Genomic DNA, 18,600 nt, shown 5'->3' on the forward strand with positions numbered 1-18,600 from the left:
GCTACCAGGCTTCGAAAATTTTGCTGGCGATCGCGATGGTCTGCGCAATGTCTGCGGATGTATGCGCTGACGATACGAAACCTGCCTCGAATGCGGATGGCGCCATGTATATACCTTGGTCCAGCATGGCATGGAAAAACCGATTGAACGCCTCCTTGTCGCAGGTCATCACTTCGGCATAAGAAGTCGGCGGGGTGGCGCGGAAATATAAACCGAACATGCCGCCGATGGATTGGGCGGAAAAATCGACACCATGCTGCTTGGCAGCCTGTTCCAAGCCCTCGGTTAGTTGACGAGCCAACACGCTTAAGTGCTCGTAGAAATCCGGCTGCTGTACCAATTCAAGCGTAGCCAATCCCGCTGCTACTGCCACCGGATTGCCGGACAGGGTGCCAGCTTGATATACCGCACCGAGTGGTGCCAAGCATTGCATTATGTCACGCCTCCCCCCGAAGGCTGCGGCAGGTAGGCCGCCACCCATCACCTTACCCAGCGTGACCAGATCCGGCTTGATGCCATAATGACCTTGTGCGCCTTGCAGGCTGACGCGGAAGCCCGTCATCACCTCGTCCAGAATAAACACTGCTCCATGTTTAGTACACAGCGCACGCAACGCATCCAGAAATTCGCGCTTGGGGATAATCAAGTTCATGTTGCCCGCGACTGGCTCAACAATAACGGCGGCAATCTCATTGCCTATTGCGGCAAAGGTACGCTCCAGCCCAGCCACATCGTTATAGTCGAGCACAGTAGTCAGCGCTGCGATTTCCGCTGGCACGCCGGAGGAACTCGGCTGGCCGAAAGTCAGTGCGCCGGAACCTGCTTTGACCAACAGGCCATCAGAATGGCCGTGATAACAGCCTTCAAATTTAATGATCCGGCTACGACCGGTAAAACCGCGTGCCAAACGGATTGCAGTCATGGTGGCTTCAGTACCGGAACTCACCAGTCGCACCATTTCTATGCTGGGAAGTAACTTGCACAACAGCTCGGCCATTTCCAGTTCGGCCGCAGTGGGCGCACCGAAACCCAAACCTTGCGCGGCAGCATCCTGCACTGCCGTGACCACTGCAGGATGACAGTGGCCAACAATCATCGGTCCCCATGAACCGACATAATCAATGTAACGCTTGTCGTCGGCATCCCACACATATGCACCCTGCCCGCGCTTAAAGAACAGCGGCGTACCGCCCACCGACTTAAATGCACGTACTGGCGAGTTAACCCCGCCTGGAATGACGTGCTGCGATTGTTCAAACAAATATTCGTTGCGTGAGCTCATATTACATAGTCCTAATTTGAATCTTGCATAAACAATAATTTTACCATTGTTCTTGGAAGGTGCTTTATAAGATGAAGTTTCACCATTTATTTCAGCTCTCTATAATTTGAGAGAGCTTCTTGCAAAACCCATCCGTTAAGAAAACATGTTCTGGCTCAAAACCATTCAATCTTTCGCGTCTGATATACTTCGCGCCGCTTAAGGTGCCAGACACAAGAATGCGTCTGGTTAAACGGGAAACAGGTGAGGGAATTTAATTTCTTAGGCCTGTGCTGCCCCCGCAACGGTAAGCAGGTGTGGACGTGTTAATAACCTGGATGTTTCATAAATTCGCGAAATGAATGTAAGACGCGTAAATTATGGAAAACCTGAGTTAAGCCACTGTGAGCAATCATGGGAAGGCGATACGTCTAGTCCTGCAAGCCCGGATACCGGCCTTGAGCACAGGAATCTCATCAGAGGTTCTTTAGGTCGGGAAATGCTGCGGGTGGCGCATGGACGGCAGGATGGCAAGCCGCATCGGTTAGTCAGCACCTCCTTCCTTTTGCTTGTGCATTTCCTGTGTTTGAACATTCCAACGGGGAACCTTGGAATTCGCTCAGGAAAATCTTAATGAAACACCAAAAACTTGTCGCCGCCATTTTGTGTACGGTTACTTCATTCGCTTACGCAATAACGGAAGACCCTACGCTCGAAACTCTCATTGTCACCGGAACGCGATTCGAAGAGACATACGCTGACAAGCCACTCAATGTATCCATTATTACGCGCGAAGCTATCAATAAAAGCAGCGCCCGCACGATACCGGAATTACTTTCGCAGCAAGCTGGTATTTCAGCACGAGATCTATTTGGCAACAATGCCGCATTAGCCACGGTTGATTTGCGCGGTTTTGGCGCAGCTGCCGGACAAAATACACTAATTCTGCTGGATGGGCGACGCATTACTAACGCTGATCTTTCAGGTGTGCAGTGGTCGGCTATCCCCTTCGCTTCGATTGAACGTATTGAGATTATGCGTGGCAGTGGTGCTGTGTTGTACGGTAACGGCGCAACCAACGGAGTAATCAATATCATCACCAAAACACCTACGCAAGCAGGCAAGTCAGGGCAAGTCAGCGTGAAAGCAGGTAGTTATGGTATGGCTGAGGTGCAAGCAAATGCCAATTATTTTTCTGGCACAGCCGGAATTGACTTTACAGCAAGTCAATTAGTTTCTGATGGATACCGTGCGAACAACCGCAACGAGCAAACCAATGTGCAGGCAAATACACGGTGGAAATTGGACGTAGGTGAGCTAGCATTGAAAGTTGGGATCGATCGACAGGACATTCGCTTACCCGGCGCGCGGCTGGTACAACCGAGTGCCGGCATTAACCTGGTGGCGACTGATCCGCGTGGCGCTGCCACCCCGCTGGACTATGCCAGCCGCGATGGCAATCAAGTTGCACTTGAATGGCAGCAGAGCTTTTCTGGTGCGGATGTTAATGTGGGAGTAGCACGCCGTACCAAGAATCAAAAATCCTATTTTGATTTTAACGGTTTCCCAAACTACCGCGATAGCGATTTGAGCGTGACTTCGCTTACACCTCGTATCAAGCTACCACATTCATTAGGTGGGGATAGCACCCTGGTAGCGGGTATTGATGTGTATCGCTGGAATTATGACTTAAATGCATCGAACGCTGCGGCGAATATTGGGCAGCCAATTAACCAAGTATCCATGACCCAGCAAAATAGCGCTTGGTATTTACAGAATACGACACATTTATCAAGAGCAACGTCCCTGTTGGCCGGGGTGCGTAAGGAACGGATTTCAATAAACGCGAATGATATTTACAACGCAGCCGCTCCTGGCGCGGCATTTGGCTCTGCTGCTACACCGGGTTCTTTTAAGGCATCAAAAAATGCCTACGAACTCGGTCTGCGCCATCAACTTGATAGTGGAGTGGCATTAAATGGAAAAATTGGGCACGGCTTCCGCTTCGCAAATGTAGATGAAATCTACGAATCATCGCCAATCTTTACCAATCAATTTCAGTTTTTGCGTCCACAGACGTCGGATAGCATGGAAGTCAGTGTGGAGCAGCGCATCCATGATGGGAACTGGCGGGCGGCATTGTTCAATAGCAAGGTACGTGATGAAATCCATCTTGATCCATTCACTACGGGTATTGGCAACACTAATTTGCCGCCGACACGACGCAGGGGGTTTGAATTGGATGGTAAATGGCAGGCATTACCCCAGCTTGTATTAAATGCAGCCTATACTTATATAGACGCAAAATTTATAAGCGGTGTTTTGGCCGGAGGGGCATTCACGCAAACTAATGTGAATATTGCGGATAAGAGAGTACCGTTGGTACCTCGCCACAAGTTTAATTTGGGCGCAGCATGGGTAATAAATGAAAGAACACTATTAAATTCATCTGCAACCTACGTTGACTCACAGTTCATGGACAATGACGAGGCGAATTCTTTAGGGAAAAAGATTCCAGCCTATACGGTTGCTGATATTAAACTTATACATAAAACAGGTGCTTGGCAGTTAAGCACGTCAGTAAACAATTTGTTTGACCGGAAATATTTTAATTATGCGGTCAGTAGCCAATTTATTCCGGGAAGATATAACGCCTATCCATTACCGGGACGAACACTATTTATCGGTGCAAGCTACCAGCTCTAAATCACGCATTTTAAGGATGGGTAGAGTCAGCAGTAATTTAATTTTTATTTAATGTGTTACATGTCAAAACATTTTATTTGCTCGCTACACTCGGTTGACTGAAAGGGCTGCTTTAAGCTATTCTAAAAAGTGAGTAGGGTTGCTTAAAAACAACCGAAAACTGCATTTGGCATGGTTAGTGTGTTGCCCTAGAAGAGAGAAAATTTCCCCGTGTTGTGGCCCTGGCCGAGTGCCTAGAGGACTGTCAGCTCATGCGATTGCCTATATTAAGCCACGGAGATATCATGAAAAATGATCCAAAAATTGAAGAGTTGAATCAGTCTGTGGGTATAGAGTGCTGGTCGGCGGAACAAATACAACAAGCACAAATATTGGTTGCAAAGGAAGCGGGACTTGAAGAAATAACATTTCGCGACAAATCGGATACGCCTGAAATGGTGGTGCTACCAGCGGGAAGTTATGGTATGGGCGAAGTATTTGAGAAGCATAAGGTTACCTTTGCTCGTCCCTTTGCGGTAGGGAAATATCTGGTTACGGTGGAAGAGTGGAAGCGTTTCGTTGAGAGGTTAAGACCTGAAGACGAAATATTGCCCGGTGTAGGGGCGGGATATTTGGCGGGGACAGGAACAGTTCGCGGACATAACAAGGTTTTGCTCAAAACCCCTACGAAGGCAACTGAATTGCACCACGAAGTTTTAAGTTATGTTAAAGAGACTAACAGCGATTTGCCGGTGACTAATATCAATTGGTTTGATGCGCAGGATTATGTGCGTTGGCTATCGGCTCAGACAGGCCAGAACTACCGCTTACTGACTGAGGCAGAATGGGAATACGCATGTCGTGCAGGGTCCGTGACTGAATACTACTGGGGGGATGAGGTAGGTCAGAATAATTGCAATTGTCAAGACAGCGAGAGCGATTGGAGCTGTAAAAGCGCCTCGCCCGTAGGCAGTTTTAAACCTAACGCTTTTGGCCTATATGACATGCTGGGAAACGCATGGGAATGGGTAGAAGACCCATGGCATGAAAATTACGAAGGGGCTCCGGACGACGGAACGGCTTGGATGTCTGAAGGCAACCGGCAGTGGCGTGTGTTACGGGGGGGTTGCTGGGATAGCGATCCGCGGGACGCGCGCGCTCCCCTTCGTTTGTGGATTGAACCTTCTATCCGGAACTACGGTATTGGTTTCCGTATTGCCAGGACGCTGTAATGAAACGGCGGCTTACTATTGAATCTTAATCTGCACTTGTCCTCCACTTTTTGACACTAAATTGCACCACGTAACAACGTAAAAGATGGAAACCGCCCGAAAGAATTTAATCTGGCGGGGATGCCCTACTCTGGTTTGTCGCGTCCAGTACATTATCTTGTCTTAGAAGGTGATATGGTAATCGCTATTAAAATGAGAAATCTGAAAGGGAGATGATCAGGTGATTGATCAGGAAGAGAAGAAACATCAGGAAGCAGAACACAGTCAGGTAGCCACTTTGCTGCTGGAGACGGACATGGACTGTTCCATCACGATCGATGGTGAAGACCAAGGTACACTGGAAAGAGATTATCCCCGCAGCTTCCTTTTGCCGTTGGGATACCCTCTTATTCATGCCGCTACGCAAGATGGTCTGGTAGGAAAAGAATGGGTGCAACCACTATATCGGGAAGAAGATGTCGAACATTTCATTCATCTGGCGGATGAACACACTCAGGCACGAGCAAAACTTGAAGAGGAAATGCGGGAGCCGCTGGGCATAGAGTGTTTGTCGGTAGAGCAGATACAGCAGGAGCAACTGGAAGCGGCAAAAAAAGCTGGACTTGCCCAAGAGTTCCGTGATGGGCCGGATAATCCCGAAATGGTGGTGATACCGGCGGGCAGCTATCGAATGGGCGAAGTATCTGATAAACATAAAGTCACCATTACTCGTTCTTTTGCCGTAGGCAAATATCCAGTTACGGTAGAGGAATGGAGAAGATACGTTGATGCGAAGAGTGTCGTCAGCAAAGAACCGATGAGCGTTTACTTTGGCGCACCAGGTGATGGCAGTGAAGTTAAGCCTTACGTCGAGCCGGAAGATCCTCCTCATTGTCCCTCTGATAATGGATGGATCGGTGCCACCCTGCCGGTCACTAACGTCAGTTGGTTTGATGCTCAGGATTATGTGCGTTGGCTAACTGCCCAGACCGGCCAGACCTATCGCTTGCTGACTGAAGCGGAATGGGAATACGTCTGTCGTGCTGGCTCTGTGACTGAGTATTATTGGGGCGATGAAATAGGCGATAACAACTGCAACTGCCAAGACAGCGGGAGCAAATGGAGTTGTAAACGTGCTTCGCGAGTAGGCAATTTCGCGCCTAACGTTTTTGGTGTGTATGACATGTTGGGAAATGTGTGGGAATGGGTGGAGGACCATTGGCATAATAATTACGAGGGGGCTCCAGCAGACGAGACAGCTTGGACGTATGGAGGTAACCAGCAGGGACGCGTAGTACGTGGTGGCTCTTGGGATTGTAGTCCGAAACTTGCGCGCCCTGCCAGCCGCGCCCGAGCCGTAACGTCAAGCCGATACGACGATTTTGGGTTCCGTATTGCCAGCACACTGGATGAACCGGCCGTTTAACTGATTCCTTTCTGTTTTTGACCATTTCGATATTTAATCTCACTTAAGTGACGAACAATACTGATGCAATCTCAGTTTTAATCGTGGTGAGATAACGGGCCTTTCGCTTTTGTATCGTCCAACGGATTGCACTGCAAGCAAAGGCTGACTCGGTTTCGTCATCAAAGTTAGTGGTATGCGGCGAGAGGTGATTGTGTGACTAACATTGCGTGACTAATATGGAAGAACAAAAACCACAGGAAACTGAGCGCAGTCGTGAAGCTATCTTGCTACTCAAGACCGACATGAACTGCCGCCTCATGGTGAATAACGATAACCATGGTGCACTGCAGAAAAATACTCCTCTCAGCATCGCGCTACCCTTGGGTAGTCATCTTATCAACGTCGTCACGCAAGATGGTCTGCTGGAAAAGGAATGGACGCAGGATTTAAATAACGAAGAACAGGTTGTCTACTTGATTCAACTGGCGGAAGAATATGCCCAGCTACAAACAAAACGTGAAAAAGAAGTGGGCAAGCCGCTGGGCATAGAATGTTGGTCGGTGGATCAGATACAACAGGAGCAAATGGCGGCGGCAACAGAAGTTGGACTTGCCAAAGTATTCCGTGATGGGCCGGATGCTCCCGAAATGGTGGTGATACCGGCAGGTAGCTATCGCAGGGGGGAGGCATTTAACAAATACAAAGTTACCATTACTCGCCCTTTTGCAATAGGTAAATATCCGGTTACGGTAGCGGAATGGAAGTGTTATGTCGAAAAGGGCGAAATATCCTATTCCCCCTCAAATAACGATTGGGAAGGCGATAACTTGCCGGTGACCAATGTTAGTTGGTTTGACGCACAAAACTACGCAAGCTGGCTATCAACCCAGACGGGCAAGACCTATCGCTTATTGTCTGAAGCGGAATGGGAATACGCCTGCCGTGCTGGATCGGTGACCGAGTATTATTGGGGCGATGAAATTGGCGATAACAACTGCAACTGTCAAGACAGTGGCAGTGAATGGAGTCGTAAACGTGCCTCACCAGTGGGTAGCTTTCCTCCCAACATTTTTGGGCTGCATGACATGCTGGGGAACATATGGGAATGGCTAGAGGACATATGGCATGATAATTACGAAGGAGCTCCGACCGATGGGAAACCTTGGTCGTCTGGAGGTAACCAACTGGGTCGCGTGATGCGCGGCGGTTCTTGGAGTAGCTTTCCGAGGTACGCGCGCTGCGCTCATCGTCATGGGAGTGTGCCGACAATAAGGAATTTTAATTTCGGCCTTCGTCTCGCCAGGACGTTGCCGTAAACGGTAGCTATTCATTGAAGTGAATTTTCAAAAATCTAAATTTTCGAACATTTGCGTAGCCGGTTCTTGTAGGTTTTTCTCGCGTCTTGGATTTGGATAACTCTAAGTTTTTAGAGGCGCTCATGAACCTCTACTATTCCTCCTCAATTCTTTAACACTGGATGGCCTTAATGAGTAACGAACAACACGAAGACCATATCAAAAATTCAGATTCCGGCGGCGAGTCTCCTGTTAAGACTGCCGCTGCTTTGTTGCTTGAATCTGATATGGATTGCTATCTCACTGTAAATGGCGACGATCAGGGTGAACTAAATAAAAACACACCCCGACGCTTTTTTCTGTCTGCGGGTAACCACCTTATTAATGCCGTCACGCCAGATGGCCTAGTGGAAAAGGAATGGGTGCAAGCATCTAATGATAAAGAGGTTGCCCATCTCATCTATCTGGCGGAGGAACATGCACAGGCCCAGGCAAAGCTTAGAGAACAGAAGGAAGCGCTGAAGGGACCGCTAGGCATAGAGGGCTCGTCGGTAGAACAAATTCAACTGGAACAAATGACGGCGGCAACCCAAGTTGGGATTCCAAAAATTTTCCGCGATGGGCCGGATACTCCCGAAATGGTGGTGATACCGGCAGGTAGTTATCGTATGGGGGAAGTATCTGACAAACATAAGGTTACCATTGCTCACCCTTTTGCGGTAGGAAAATACACTATCACAGTGGCGGAATGGAAGCGTTTTGTCGTGTCCGGCGAGACTACCTATTCCCCTGTAGATAACGGTTGGACAGGTGACAATCTGCCAGTGACCAATGTTAATTTTATTCATGCGCAAGCCTATGTGCGCTGGCTATCGACAAAGACGGGCAAGACCTATCGCTTGTTGTCAGAGGCTGAATGGGAATACGCGTGCCGCGCCGGATCGGTGACGGAATATTACTGGGGCGATGAGCTTGGCAAAAACAACTGCAACTGCCAAGACAGCAAAAGTGAATGGAGTTGTAAGCGTGCCTCGCCAGTAGGTAGTTTTGCGCCTAACGCATTTGGCTTGCATGATATGCTAGGAAACGTCTGGGAATGGGTGGAGGATACATGGCATGATACATACAGTGGGGCTCCAACAGATGGCAAGGCTTGGTCGTCTTGCGGTGCAATAAGCACCCTTAGCAATCAGGAATGGCGAGTGCTGCGTGGTGGTTCATGGATCATTGATCCGAGGGACGCGCGCTCCGCCGTTCGCTTCATGAGCGATCAGTCGAGTCGTAACTCTTACACAGGGTTTCGTATTGCCAGAACATTACCGTGAGGTGGTAGCGTAGTTTATCGAAGACTGTTTTGGCTGGATGAGTCATTGACCTGACGTTCAAAGTGAGGCATCTGGGAAGAAGCTAGTAAAAACCAAACATTCATATTCAAAACAACGGCCTGCAACCTGGTCAGATGAAGCGATTACTGGCAGAAACAACCCAGTAATCTGCGAAAGCAAAGACAGAAAATGCTGGAAATTTCCAGACAGTATAAAAAATATCACTGCAAATCAATTTCATAGTGGGAGCGACTTGAGAGATAATAACGCCGCATTGCGCGGCGTTATATGTCGATATATGGGTTACCGACTTAACCGGTTTGACACCGGTGAAATACTCACTTCAAATTGTATTTATTGCAGTCTCGATAAGCGTCTCCCAAATGGTTTACGTTCTGATCTTACCCAGTCCTAATGTTTACTTTTATACACTCAACTGTATGCAAATACAAGCTGCTTTAAAGCTGAGTATTAAAATTCAACCATATCAAAATCTTCCTTACGCGCCCCGCATTCCGGGCAAATCCAGTTTATAGGCACATCTTCCCAACGCGTGCCGGGCAAGATGCCATCTTCTGGAGAGCCAGTGGCTTCATCGTACAGCCAGCCGCAAATAAGGCACATATAGGTTTTATATTCAGGGTTCGGGGTCATGGTGAGTAATTTCAGTTAAAATTGCATTTTTATTTTGTATTTTACAATGACACTTACTGCCATGTCTGACATCCCGCCTATTGTTCTTACTTTTGGTGCAACAGATCCCAGCGGGGGAGCAGGTTTGCAGGCCGATATTCTGACTATTGCCAGCATGGGCTGTCATCCCTTGTCCGTTGTGACAGCAGTCACGGTACAGGACACGGGTGGAGTAGATGACATCTTTCCAATTGATGCTGAGTGGGTATCTGACCAGGCACGCGCAGTGCTGGAAGACATGCCCGTGGCGGCATTCAAAATCGGTCTGCTGGGCAGCGTAGAGAACATTGCGGCAATTGCTGAAGTGATCTCAGATTATCCCGATATTCCATTGGTATTTGACCCGGTGCTGGCATCCGGCCGCGGCGATGAACTGGCCGATGAGGACATGTTGGACGCACTGCGTGAATTGTTATTGCCGCAGACCACTATCTTGACACCGAATAGCATAGAGGCACGCCGCCTCATTCAAGATGAGGATAATGACGAAGATAACCCCGACCTGGCCGAGTGTGCCAAGCGCATCGTGCAGCTCGGTTGTGAATATGTGCTTGTGACTGGCACACACGAGCATACGCCCAAAGTAATTAACACTCTTTACGGCGAGAACGGTCTAGTACGTAGCGATAGCTGGGCGCGTCTGTCAGGCATTTATCATGGCTCCGGCTGCACCCTGGCCTCGGCCATTGCCTCTTTGCTGGCCAACGGACTGTCGATGAATGAAGCGGTGAAAGAGGCTCAGGAGTTCACTTGGCAGGCATTGCAATATGCCTTCCGCCCCGGCATGGGACAGCACATTCCAGATCGTTTATTTTGGGCCCGTGATGACGAAGAGGATGAATCCAGCGTACGTCATTAAAGGCGTTTACGCCATTACGCCCGACTGCGCTGACACTACAGATTTGCTGCATCGCGTGCGACTGGCACTGGCAGGCGAAGTACGGGTTCTGCAGTATCGCAATAAATCAGCGAATACTGCGCAGCGACTTGAGCAGGCTCACGCCTTACGCAAACTGACGCGTGAATTTACCATACCGTTTATTGTAAATGACGATGCACAACTGGCAGCGCAGGTAGATGCAGACGGCGTGCATTTAGGTATAGCGGATGGGAGCGTTGATACGGCGCGTGCCACACTGGGCATACATAAAATCATCGGCGTTTCTTGCTATAACCGTCTATCACTGGCTCAAAATGCAGTTCATGCAGGTGCGGATTACGTGGCATTCGGAGCATTTTTTCCTTCAACCATAAAGCCCAACGCTGAAGTGGCAGATATTGAGCTATTGCAGCAGGCGCGCGCCGAACTTCCCATACCACTGGTAGCAATAGGCGGCATCACACTGAACAATGCCGCATCGTTAGTACATGCCGGTGCAGATGCGCTGGCGGTGATTTCGGCTTTATTTGCCGCGGAAGACATTACGGTGACAGCAAAAAAATTGTCCACGTTATTTAATTCAAGTCGATTCGAAGATAATAGAAATTAGAAACATCTAGTCATCCATCAAAGACTTCCAGAGGTGTTCTTAGCTCAGTACATTGCTCAGTACATTTGATTCTTAGATTCGGTTTCATTCAGGTTATGCTTACTTATTTACCCTGCGCCAACGCCATTGCTTTCTGAAAATACTTAAATGCCTCGTCCGGTTGGTGCAATTTTTCAGACAAATGACCAAGCGTAGTATACGCAACGCTGCTGGGTACAATGCTGTTGCTGGCATCCAGATAGTTTTGAGCTTTACTCCATAGCCCTTGATGCAAACACAGCTTCCCCAGCACCAGCAATAATCCGGCATCGTCCGGATGCTGCTTGAGCCAATGCTCTGCCTGTTCAATATGGCTTCCTGCTTCGCCCGTCAGGCATTCCCCATAGAGCATTACCAAATCGCTATCCCATGCCGCGTTCAGTCTGTCAGTGATAATCTGCCTTGCGTTACGACAATCCCCTTGATGGATGAAAGCACGCGCCGCCGCTGCTACAACTTTAGGGCGCCTTTTGAACTCGCCAGGGGTGCTTTTCCAAATGGCCAGCAACGCGGGAGCATCCAGCGTGTGTGCGCGGATTTTTTCCAGCCAAGCTTGCTGGCGTATCTGCGCAACAGCGACGCTGTCCATTGCACTGCGCTTTTCCAATTGATCTACAACATCCAGTATTGCGTCCCAATTTCGCGCCTGTTGCTGTGCCCTAAGCTCAAGATGAAGCGCGCCAACATGTCCTTTTACTCCGCTCTCGCGCAACTCTTTCAGCGATTGAAGCGCGGCTTGAGGCTGATGTTGATCGAGATTAAATTTGGCTTGCGCCATCCAGCGCATGGTGGATACACCTGCCGACTCATTATCGGCTGAAGCCAGGTAAGCATCTCGCCTCTCGAATTCACGTAGCTCATGCGCTGCACGTGCCGCAATGACAGGGTTGAGGCCGGAACTTTCACCTAATTCCATCGCGCGTACCGCAGCCTTTTCCGCCACCGCAAAGCGCCCTTCGAAGAACGCGTCAAGCGCTTCCATCATGGCTGACCGACCTTTCCTGTGAGCACGTTCAATGCGGAACTGGCGCACGTAAGCGGGAAGGCGAACGGCGGACAGCGCCAAGCGTACGGTAAAATATCCCAGCACAAACAGGGCTAACATCATCAGTACAAACAAGGTGAGCGACACCTCAATACGATAGGGCGGATACACTAGCAACACGTAGCCGGGATTGTGTGCCGCCAACTTCAGCGCCACGGCCAGCGAGAATAATCCCAATAGCCACACCAGGAATTTCATCGCAACCCCTTGCCCAGCGAGGAACGATAGTTACGCGCCGCTTCCAGACTCGCACTAACATCCGGCATTTCAATGTTTATGCTGGACTCCCGCAGCTTCTGCAAGGTCGTTACAGCCCGCGCCCCACTGGTGGATTTGGCATCAAAATAACGCACTATCCATTCCTGCGCCAACTGCAGATCATGTCTAAAGCTCTTTTGGTCGCGCGACAACAAGCCAAGACGTGCTGACAATAGGCGTAACTTCAGGTTTTCGCGCAAAAAGAACGTTTGTGTAGGCGACAATAGTGGCAACTCACGCTTTTGCATATTTTCGATGCGAACCAAGCGCTTCATGTCTTCCCAGATTTCGCGCATTAGCCTTTGCCATGCGCCCTCCTCACGTACCGGCGTGGTCATAATGACATTTTTTTCCTGTGGCACATGAGCAATGTCCTGTACCAGCGGCAAGGTGTCTACTTCGGCGATAAGATTATCGAGGCGGAAATTGATACCCGGCACATCTACATCTGGCAATGTACGCAACTTGTCGATGTCGCGACTGATAGCCTTACGTAATCCATTTAAGGCGGCGCGATCCATGCGCTTAAGGCGATCATCGGCCTGCTGCATGGCAATTAACGCCGCTTTCACATTGGCAGAAAGTTGCAATTGCTGTCCGGCAATCAACAGCATCTGCTCCACTTCAGCCAGCACTGTCTCGTCGCGGCTGCCGGACAAATCCTGATACAGCGACTCCAGCGCGGCACGCTGATTTTGTGCTTCGGCAGAATGGGCTTCCAGCACGCCCACTTTGACAGACAGCTCGCGCATGGACTCCTTCACTTGCGTCATCAACACTTGGTTGGCCTTGTTGTTACCATCCATTTCAGCCAAACGACGCGCCAACTCCTGCTGCATATTATTAATCTGGAGGTGAGTGTCAAACCACTGCCATAAAAATACTACCAGTACCACAGCCAGTACCATTTTCATAATACTCATGCGGGAAATGATATTTTCCACTGAGTTATGAGACGAAGCGGCAGGCGCACCCACAGTCTCCGGCATGGCAGAATTAATTTGTTCGGCGGGCGGCGCTTGCTTGGTCATAGCTTATTTCCAATTCTGTTTGAAGCATTTTTCTTTGCCCATGCTATCAAACCTGATATCAAGCCGTCATCCCCTGCTGCAGTCGGCACAACCTCGCTCCAACCCAGCTTATGCGCAGTTTCGGCAATGCGTGCGTGCGTCACAAATAATGGCACAGTGGCAAGCCGTTTTTTCGCCATGCTATCCAGCATGGCCCACAAATAACCTAAAGCCTCGCTACTGGTTACTGTAATGGCATCTAGATTGGCAGCAAGTAACATGGTGGCATTCTGACGCGGCCTGGCACGTTGGTAACATGTGACGTACTCAACCTTTGCGCCACGCGCTTTAAGGGTATCGCCCAATAACTCACGTCCGCCATTGCCGCGAAAAATCACCACACGCCAGCCTGCGATCTGTTTTAATTCCGGCAGCGCCAGCAATGCTTCGCTATCGAAACGATCCTGCGGCGCGATGACATTTTTTACACCGTAATCGCGCAGTGCGCAAACACTGCCTTGTCCTACCGTCGCAATTTTTAAGGTCGTTGGCAACGTATTATATTGTTCGGTTGAACCACCAACGTTACCCTCACCCGCGTTATTGCCCACATCTGTTCCATTTGCCAGGGGAGAGGAGCGAGAAGAACCAAGCTGATTAGGGGAGAGAAATTCGCTTGTAGCGTTAATAGCTTCCATGCCATAACGTACCGCATTGGGGCTAATAAAAATAGCAAGATTGAACTCATGCAGACGGGTGATAAGCGCGCGCAAGGGCTGCGAGTCAAGCACCGGGCTGACTTCCAACAAGGGAAACAGGGTGACTTGTCCGCCAGCTTGAGCTATGCGTTGTGCCAATTGCGTTGCCTGCTCGCGCGGGCGGGTCACCACGATGTTCAATCCGGCTAGTGGCTGCTGTTGCATCATGCTAAAAACAAATTTTGTTTTATTACAGTCATTGGCAGTGAAATATATCTACCCAAACAAATTGTATTCTTTTTATCTTGTTGCCTCTGTAGTGAATTGTTGTGTCAAATTTCATAGAGCAGCAAGAATCTTATCCGCGCCCTGCGCGCGCAAAGCTTGCGCCACAGCATTACCTAATGCTTCAGGATCGGCGGTTGGACCACATAGTTCAGCATGCGCCATATGCCTGCCATCCGGGCTGCCGACAAAACCTCGCAAGCGCAGCTCATTGCCCACTATTTCTGCAAAACCACCTAGCGGCACTTGGCAACTACCCGCCAGCGCACGGCTCAAAGCGCGTTCCGCCTGCACACAAGCAGCAGTATCCGCATGGTGCAGTGGTCGCAACAGGACTTCCAGATCAGGGCGGGAAAGGAGACATTCAATGCCTAGCGCACCCTGACCGACTGCCGGCAAGCTATTCTCAGGAGAAATTAAATCGCGGATACGATCGCCTAAGCCCAAACGCTTCAAACCCGCCGCTGCGAGGATGATGGCGGCATATTTACCTTCGTCCAGTTTGCGCAAACGGGTCTGCACATTACCTCGCAATGACTCAATTTTCAGGTGAGGGAAACGCGCACGTAATTGACTTTCACGGCGTAAGCTGGAAGTGCCTACCACACTGCCCAGCGGTAGTGCTTCGAGATTGGCATGGAGGTTAGACACAAAGGCATCGCGTGCATCTTCACGCTTGCCAATACAGGCCAACATAAACCCCTCGGGCAAATGCATGGGCACATCCTTCAGCGAGTGCACCGCAATATCAGCGCGTCCATCTTCCAGCGCAGTCTCAAGTTCTTTCACGAACAAACCCTTGCCACCGATTTTAGACAGCGTTACATCAAGAATTTGATCGCCTTGCGTAGTCATGCCCAATATGCTGATTTCGGTTTGTTGGTATAATGCGCGCAACCGATCACGGATAAATTCTGCCTGCCACATTGCCAACGCGCTTTCACGCGATACGATGACCAGTTTTGCGGGGACGGTTTGCGCCTGAGATACCTGATTCATTGCTTTTCCTGAATCTTTAGTTGTAAATTCGATTGCGCCGCATTCTAACATGAGCCTATTGCGCGCGCGTTATACCGTATGCTGTAGAAGACACCTGTTTTATGAAGATAAACGCCATGAACTTGCTTGCCACACCTGCCGACATATCATTTAAAGACATACCACTACGTGAAGACATTCGCCTGCTCGGACGTATCCTTGGTGACACCCTGCGCGAGCAGGAGGGCGATAAAACCTTCGATTTAGTCGAGAACGTGCGACGCTGTGCGGTGCTTTTCCGCAAGACTCAGGACGAGCGCGATCGCGACCAACTGGAACAAATTCTGGATGCGTTGTCGCCGCGCGACACGTTGTCCGTAGTTCGTGCCTTCAGTTATTTCTCGCAACTGTCCAACATTGCCGAAGACCTGCACCACAACCGTCGTCGCCGCTCGCATCTCAATGCTGGCTCACCGCCACAAGAAGGAAGTCTACAACTGGCTCTCGATCGTATACAAGAAAAGAATATTTCTGCCGAGGCGATGCAGGCTTTTCTCAATAAGGCGCTGATCTCACCGGTGCTGACCGCACACCCTACCGAGGTGCAGCGCAAAAGCATTCTCGACTGCCAGCTCATCATCGCTAGCCTGCTATCAGACCGTGATCGAATCGACATGACACCGGACGAGCTTGCCGATAATGAAGAAGCACTGCGCCGCTTCGTGCTGATTCTGTGGCACACGCGCATGTTGCGCACTTCCAAATTAACAGTACCGGATGAAATAAAGAATGGGCTAGCCTATTATCGCTATACTTTTCTCAGTGAAATTCCCAAGATTTATGCCAGCCTGGAAAAGCAGATAGAAGCGCGCTTCGACAAGCGCTTGCGCGTTCCGCCATTTCTACGTATCGGCAGCTGGATCGGCGGCGACCGCGACGGCAACCCGTTCGTCACGCACCAGGTCATGCTGGACGCGGCCATGCGGCATTCAGCTACAGTACTGGAATACTATCTGGCGGAAACTCATCTGCTCGGTACACGACTGAGTCTGTCTACCCGGTTGGTAAAAGTCAGCCAGGAATTGGAAACGTTTGCCGCGCAATCGCCGGACAAAGCGGTGAGCCGAGAAGATGAACCTTATCGCCGCGTGCTGATCGCCATCTACTCGCGTCTGGTGGCTACGACAGAACAACTCGGACATCACGTCAAACACCTGCGTGCCATTGGCCAAGATGCCAAACCTTACGCTAATGCGCAAGAATATATAGCCGATCTTGACATTATTATTCACTCGCTGGAACAACACGGCGCGTTGTACTTGGCACGCGGACGAGTGGCTTATCTGCGCCGCGCCGTCGAGGTATTCGGCTTCCATCTCGCACCGCTGGATATGCGTCAGCACAGCGGCGTGCATGAACAAGTAGTGAGTGAGTTGCTCGCCAAGGCAGGTAACACTAATTACCTCCAGCTGGATGAGGCAGGCCGTTGTAGTGCATTAATTATGGCGTTGCAGGCAGGCAAGGCATTGGCCAACGATTTGGAGCTTTTCTCCGATACCGTACAAAGCGAGCTGCAACTGATGCAAGTGACCGCAGAAATTCACCACCGCTTCGGTCACGTAGCACTGCCCAATTACATCATTTCCAAGACTGATTCAGTAAGTGACCTGCTCGAAGTGGCATTAATGCTGCAACAGGTCGGCTTGCTGGACAACTGTCATGAGTTGCACCTCAACATCATTCCGCTATTTGAGACCATCACTGACTTGCGCAATTGCGGCGTAATCATGAACGAATTATTCTCTATTCCGTTCTATCGCGAACTGCTAAAGAGCCGCGACGACACACAGGAAGTCATGCTGGGTTATTCCGACAGTAACAAAGATGGCGGTTACCTTACCGCCAATTGGGAACTCTACAAGGCTGAACTCGAACTGGTTAAAGTGTTCGAAAAGCATGGCATTGAATTACGTCTCTTCCACGGCCGTGGCGGTACGGTGGGGCGCGGTGGCGGCCCAAGCTACGAGGCCATTCTGGCGCAGCCGCCGGGTAGCGTAAACGCTCAAATTCGCATCACCGAACAGGGTGAAGTCATCGCCAGCAAATATTCCGACCCTGAGATCGGACGGCGCAATCTGGAAATTCTTATCGCCGCCACCATGGAAGCCACGCTACTGCATCACCACGGCGATCATAACGGCAGCACCATGCCGGAATACCTCCGCATTGCAGAAGCGCTCAGTCTGGATGCCTTCGCCGCCTACCGCAAACTGGTTTATGAGACTCCCGGTTTTACCGATTATTTTTTCGCTGCCACACCGATCCGAGAAATTGCTGAACTCAACATCGGCAGTCGCCCCTCCTCGCGCAAGGCATCCAACAGCATCGAAGATTTGCGCGCTATTCCCTGGGGGTTCAGTTGGAGTTTGAACCGCGTACTGCTGCCTGGCTGGTACGGTTTTGGGAGCGCCATACAACAATTTATCGAACGTGAAGGCGAGGCCGGGCTGCAACAACTACAAGCCATGTATCAAAACTGGGCATTTTTTCGCGGCCTGCTCTCCAACATGGATATGGTTCTGTCCAAGACCGATATGGGCATCGCCTCACGCTATGCCGAACTGGTGCCGGACGAAATCTTGCGTCACACCATCTTCAGCATGATAGAAACGGAATGGCAACGCACTGTGGACATGCTATTCGCGATCACCGGCGCGACCACTTTGCTGGAAGGCAATCCAACCTTGGCGCGCAGCCTTACCACGCGTACTCCCTATATCGACCCGCTTAACCACCTGCAAGTGGGGTTATTACACCGCCACCGCTCGGGCGATACCCACCACCTAGTGAAACGTGCGATACACCTGACAATTAACGGAATTGCGGCGGGATTGCGGAATAGCGGATAGAGTTAAAGGC

General features: G+C 50.2%; 14 protein-coding genes and 1 riboswitch. Of the genes, 8 read left to right on the forward strand and 6 right to left on the reverse strand.

Annotated features, from left to right (window positions below; genetic code table 11):
* Nucleotide 1 precedes the first annotated feature (1 nt).
* On the reverse strand, nt 2–1,282 hold the full coding sequence (gene hemL, locus MKZ32_RS14280; RefSeq protein ID WP_239797873.1) for a glutamate-1-semialdehyde 2,1-aminomutase: 1,281 nt from the start codon (nt 1,280–1,282) through the stop codon (nt 2–4).
* A 184-nt stretch (nt 1,283–1,466) separates the two neighbouring features.
* A riboswitch (cobalamin riboswitch) is annotated at nt 1,467–1,736 on the forward strand.
* Between the two features lie 158 nt (nt 1,737–1,894).
* Here hemL and MKZ32_RS14285 point away from each other — a divergent pair.
* The 5 genes from MKZ32_RS14285 to MKZ32_RS14305 all read left to right on the forward strand — a co-directional run bounded on the left by MKZ32_RS14285 (nt 1,895) and on the right by MKZ32_RS14305 (nt 9,185).
* The gene (locus tag MKZ32_RS14285; RefSeq protein ID WP_239797874.1) at nt 1,895–3,967 is read left to right on the forward strand and encodes a TonB-dependent receptor; all 2,073 of its coding nucleotides are present in this window, start codon (nt 1,895–1,897) and stop codon (nt 3,965–3,967) included.
* Between the two features lie 284 nt (nt 3,968–4,251).
* Entirely contained in the window at nt 4,252–5,178 is a 927-nt protein-coding gene (locus tag MKZ32_RS14290; protein ID WP_239797875.1) for a formylglycine-generating enzyme family protein, read from the forward strand.
* A 220-nt stretch (nt 5,179–5,398) separates the two neighbouring features.
* Nucleotides 5,399–6,583, forward strand: a complete 1,185-nt coding sequence (locus MKZ32_RS14295; RefSeq protein ID WP_239797876.1) for a formylglycine-generating enzyme family protein — start codon at nt 5,399–5,401, stop codon at nt 6,581–6,583.
* 218 nt (nt 6,584–6,801) lie between these two features.
* On the forward strand, nt 6,802–7,881 hold the full coding sequence (locus MKZ32_RS14300; RefSeq protein WP_239797877.1) for a formylglycine-generating enzyme family protein: 1,080 nt from the start codon (nt 6,802–6,804) through the stop codon (nt 7,879–7,881).
* Between the two features lie 170 nt (nt 7,882–8,051).
* The gene (locus MKZ32_RS14305; RefSeq protein WP_239797878.1) at nt 8,052–9,185 is read left to right on the forward strand and encodes a formylglycine-generating enzyme family protein; all 1,134 of its coding nucleotides are present in this window, start codon (nt 8,052–8,054) and stop codon (nt 9,183–9,185) included.
* Between the two features lie 471 nt (nt 9,186–9,656).
* Here the strand turns inward: MKZ32_RS14305 and MKZ32_RS14310 are convergent, their stop codons facing one another.
* On the reverse strand, nt 9,657–9,839 hold the full coding sequence (locus MKZ32_RS14310) for a rubredoxin (protein ID WP_239797879.1): 183 nt from the start codon (nt 9,837–9,839) through the stop codon (nt 9,657–9,659).
* Nucleotides 9,840–9,900: 61 nt separating this feature from the next.
* On the opposite strand from MKZ32_RS14310, the gene thiD reads away from it, so the two are divergent.
* Nucleotides 9,901–10,737, forward strand: coding sequence for a bifunctional hydroxymethylpyrimidine kinase/phosphomethylpyrimidine kinase (thiD, locus tag MKZ32_RS14315; protein ID WP_239798172.1), 837 nt, complete (start codon nt 9,901–9,903; stop codon nt 10,735–10,737).
* Complete coding sequence (gene thiE / locus MKZ32_RS14320) at nt 10,715–11,368, forward strand: thiamine phosphate synthase (RefSeq protein ID WP_239797880.1); 654 nt, start codon at nt 10,715–10,717, stop codon at nt 11,366–11,368. The genes thiD and thiE overlap by 23 nt, the downstream gene beginning before the upstream one ends.
* Before the next feature lie 103 nt (nt 11,369–11,471).
* Here the strand turns inward: thiE and MKZ32_RS14325 are convergent, their stop codons facing one another.
* The 4 genes from MKZ32_RS14325 to hemC form a co-directional block, all read right to left on the reverse strand.
* Nucleotides 11,472–12,650: a heme biosynthesis HemY N-terminal domain-containing protein gene (locus tag MKZ32_RS14325; RefSeq protein ID WP_239797881.1), complete on the reverse strand. Its 1,179-nt coding sequence runs from the start codon at nt 12,648–12,650 to the stop codon at nt 11,472–11,474.
* Nucleotides 12,647–13,741, reverse strand: a complete 1,095-nt coding sequence (locus MKZ32_RS14330) for a uroporphyrinogen-III C-methyltransferase (RefSeq protein ID WP_239797882.1) — start codon at nt 13,739–13,741, stop codon at nt 12,647–12,649. Before MKZ32_RS14330 ends, MKZ32_RS14325 begins: the two co-directional genes overlap by 4 nt.
* A complete protein-coding gene (locus tag MKZ32_RS14335) occupies nt 13,738–14,646 on the reverse strand; it encodes a uroporphyrinogen-III synthase (RefSeq protein WP_239797883.1) in 909 nt (302 codons plus the stop codon). Before MKZ32_RS14335 ends, MKZ32_RS14330 begins: the two co-directional genes overlap by 4 nt.
* Nucleotides 14,647–14,757: 111 nt before the next feature.
* Nucleotides 14,758–15,702 (reverse strand): hydroxymethylbilane synthase, encoded by a 945-nt coding sequence (hemC, locus tag MKZ32_RS14340; RefSeq protein ID WP_239797884.1) that lies wholly within the window; start codon nt 15,700–15,702, stop codon nt 14,758–14,760.
* A 101-nt stretch (nt 15,703–15,803) separates the two neighbouring features.
* Between hemC and ppc the strand changes: the two genes are divergently transcribed.
* The gene (gene ppc, locus MKZ32_RS14345) at nt 15,804–18,590 is read left to right on the forward strand and encodes a phosphoenolpyruvate carboxylase (RefSeq protein ID WP_239797885.1); all 2,787 of its coding nucleotides are present in this window, start codon (nt 15,804–15,806) and stop codon (nt 18,588–18,590) included.
* Nucleotides 18,591–18,600 lie beyond the last annotated feature (10 nt).

The organism is Candidatus Nitrotoga arctica (genome assembly GCF_918378365.1).
Lineage (GTDB): Bacteria > Pseudomonadota > Gammaproteobacteria > Burkholderiales > Gallionellaceae > Nitrotoga > Nitrotoga arctica.